This is a genomic window from Burkholderia sp. LMG 13014 (assembly GCF_905232215.1).
In the GTDB taxonomy this organism is placed as follows: Bacteria; Pseudomonadota; Gammaproteobacteria; order Burkholderiales; family Burkholderiaceae; genus Burkholderia.
The window spans coordinates 1-2,751 of record NZ_CAJNKE010000710.1; the positions used below are offsets into that span (position 1 = coordinate 1).

Sequence of the window (2,751 nt, forward strand, 5' to 3'; positions counted from 1 at the left end):
GCTCGTGATGGACAGCAACAGCGTGTCGGGTGCCGAGGTGTCCGCGGTGCGGCCGGCCTCGCGGCAGGTGCCGTCGAAGGTGCGGGTCGTCATCGATGCGCTCGTCGACGAGATACCGCGCATGCTGGCGTCGGACGATTGACGCGTGATGCGTGATGCGTGATGCGTGATGCGTGATGCGTGACGCATCGCCTCGTCTCGCCTCGTCTCGCCTCACGGCGAGCGTCACCTGTCCACGACACGACGCGTGATCGCCTGGCGCGGCGTATGATCGTCGCACGCCGAATATACCGGGGGCATGCCGTCATGAAGCGGGAACCGCAGGTCGTCATCGTCGCGACAGTGAGCGTACCGAATCTCAACGGTCACCCGGTGCGCCGCTGATGCGCGCGCATGCACGCGGCCGCGGCGCGAGCGGAGCAGACGTCCCTGCGACGACACCATGCGAGCGCGCATGACGACGATCGATACCCCGAAGGCCGCACGGCAACCGGGCTGGTTGCGCATCGCGCCTGCGCTGTTCCTGCTCCTGTGGGCAAGCGGCTTCGTGTTCCTGAAGCTCGGCTTGCGCTATGCCGATCCGCTCACGTTCCTCGCGCTGCGCTATGCCTGCGTCGTCGCGCTGCTCGCCGGCCCGTTCCTGTGGCTGCGCCCCGCGTTGCCGCGCACGAGGCGCGCCTGGCGCGATCTCGTCGTGGTCGGCCTGTTGCTGCAGGCCGGTTATTTCGCATTCACGTACCTGAGCCTGAAGCTCGGCATGTCGGCCGGTGCCGTTGCGCTCGTCACGTCGCAGCAGCCGATTCTCGTCGGATTGCTCGCGCCGATGATTGCCGGCGAGCGCGTTGGCGTGTTGCGCTGGATCGGGCTCGCGCTCGGCGCCGCGGGCGCGGTGCTGGTGATTCTCGCGCGTTCGGCGGTCGACGTCGCGTCGCCGTGGGCGCTCGCGTTCGCGCTGTTCGCGCTCGCGTGCATCACCGGCGGCACGCTGTGGGAAAAGCGCTTCGGCACCGACGTCCATCCGGTCACCGCGAACCTCGTGCAGTACGCGGTCGGCCTCGCGGTCACGGCACCGCTCGCGTTCGCGCTCGAACCGATGCACGTGCAATGGACCGCCGGGCTCGCCGTTTCGCTCGCGTACCTCGTCATCTGCAACTCGCTGATCGCGATCTCGCTGCTGCTCGCGATGGTGCGCTACGGCGAGGCGTCGCGCGTGTCCGCGCTGTTCTTCCTGATTCCGCCTGCGACTGCGCTGATCGCGCTGGTGGCGCTCGGCGAGACGATCGGCGCGCTCGCATGGCCGGGCATGGCGCTCGCGGCGGCGGGGCTGTTTCTCGTGATGCGCTACTGAACTGAATCGAACGCACACGGGACGCAGCCCGCCGCACGCATCTCACATATCGAGACGACGTCCCGGTAATTGACGCGAAATTCACACGGCTCCTAGACTGGCCTCGATGACGCCGCGCTTCACGCGGCGCGCCGCCGCCGCGCGGCGACCGTACCGTCCCGCGAGACGGGCGAGACGAACCAGGAGACACACCGATGACCGCTGCCACCCCGCAGTTGCACGCCGCGACGATGCGGCGCCTGAACCTGCGCCTGATTCCGTTCCTGATGCTGCTGTATCTCGTCGCGTATATCGACCGCTCGAACATCTCGGTCGCGGCGCTGCAGATGAACGCCGACCTTGGGCTGAGCGCCGGGATGTACGGGCTGGGCGCGGGGCTGTTCTACGTGACCTACATCCTGTTCGAGGTGCCGAGCAACCTGTTCCTCGCGCGCGTCGGCGCACGCCGCTGGATCGCGCGGATCATGATCACGTGGGGCATCGTCGCGGCCGCGATGAGCGCCGTCCATACGCCGGGACAACTCTATGCGATGCGCCTGCTGCTCGGCGCGGCGGAAGCGGGGTTCACGCCAGGCATCATCTACTACCTGTCCGCGTGGTATCCGCCGAGCGACCGTGCACGCGCGATGTCGTTCTTCTATATCGGCGCGACGCTCGCCTCGGTGATCGGGCTGCCGCTGTCCGGCGCGCTGCTGAACCTGAACGGCGTGCTCGGCATCGAGGGCTGGCGCTGGCTGTTCCTGCTCGAAGGCGTGCCCGCGCTGCTGCTCGGGTTCGTCGTGCTGCGCCGCCTGCCCGATACGCCCGCGCATGCGCGCTGGCTGCCGGCCGACGAGCGCGCGTGGCTCGAAGCGACGCTGCGCGACACCGCGCCGCGCGAGCACCTGTCGCACGGCGTCGCGCTGCGGCGTGCGTTCGGCGACGGCAAGGTGTGGGCGCTCGCCGCGTTCTGGCTGCTGCAGGCGTTCGGCACGATCGGCCTCACGCTGTTCCTGCCGCTGCTCGTGAAGAGCCTGTCGGGACAATCGAGTTTCGCGGTCGGCAGCCTGTCCGCGCTGCCGTTCCTGTTCGCGTGCGTCGCGATGTACGTGAACGGCCGGCGTTCGGATCTCGGCGGCGAACGTGCGCTGCATCTCGGCGTGCCGATGCTGCTGGCCGGCGCGTTGCTGATCGCGGCGATCTATACGCCGACGCTGCCTGTCGCGTATGCGCTGCTCGTGTTCGCGGTCGGCTTCAACTGGGCCGCGACGCCGGTGTTCTGGGCCGTGACGACCGAATACGTGTCGGGTCTCACGGCCGCCGCGTCGATCGCGCTGATCAACGCGGTCGCGAACATCGCGGGGCTCGCGCTGCCGCCGGTGATGGGGCGGATCAAGGACGTCACGCATTCGTACGATCTCGCG

General features: G+C 68.7%; 2 protein-coding genes and 1 pseudogene. All 3 read left to right on the plus strand.

Annotated features, from left to right (window positions below; all coding sequences use genetic code 11):
- Nucleotides 1-142: pseudogene (locus JYJ84_RS38090) on the plus strand (LysR family transcriptional regulator); the annotation flags it as partial.
- 312 nt (nt 143-454) lie between these two features.
- Nucleotides 455-1,348 carry a DMT family transporter gene (locus JYJ84_RS33440; protein WP_175219300.1) on the plus strand — a complete coding sequence of 298 codons (894 nt, stop codon included), beginning with the start codon at nt 455-457 and terminating at the stop codon, nt 1,346-1,348.
- Between the two features lie 194 nt (nt 1,349-1,542).
- Nucleotides 1,543-2,751, plus strand: a 1,209-nt coding sequence (locus JYJ84_RS33445; protein ID WP_205190040.1) for an MFS transporter, incomplete at its 3' end; no start/stop codon positions are given.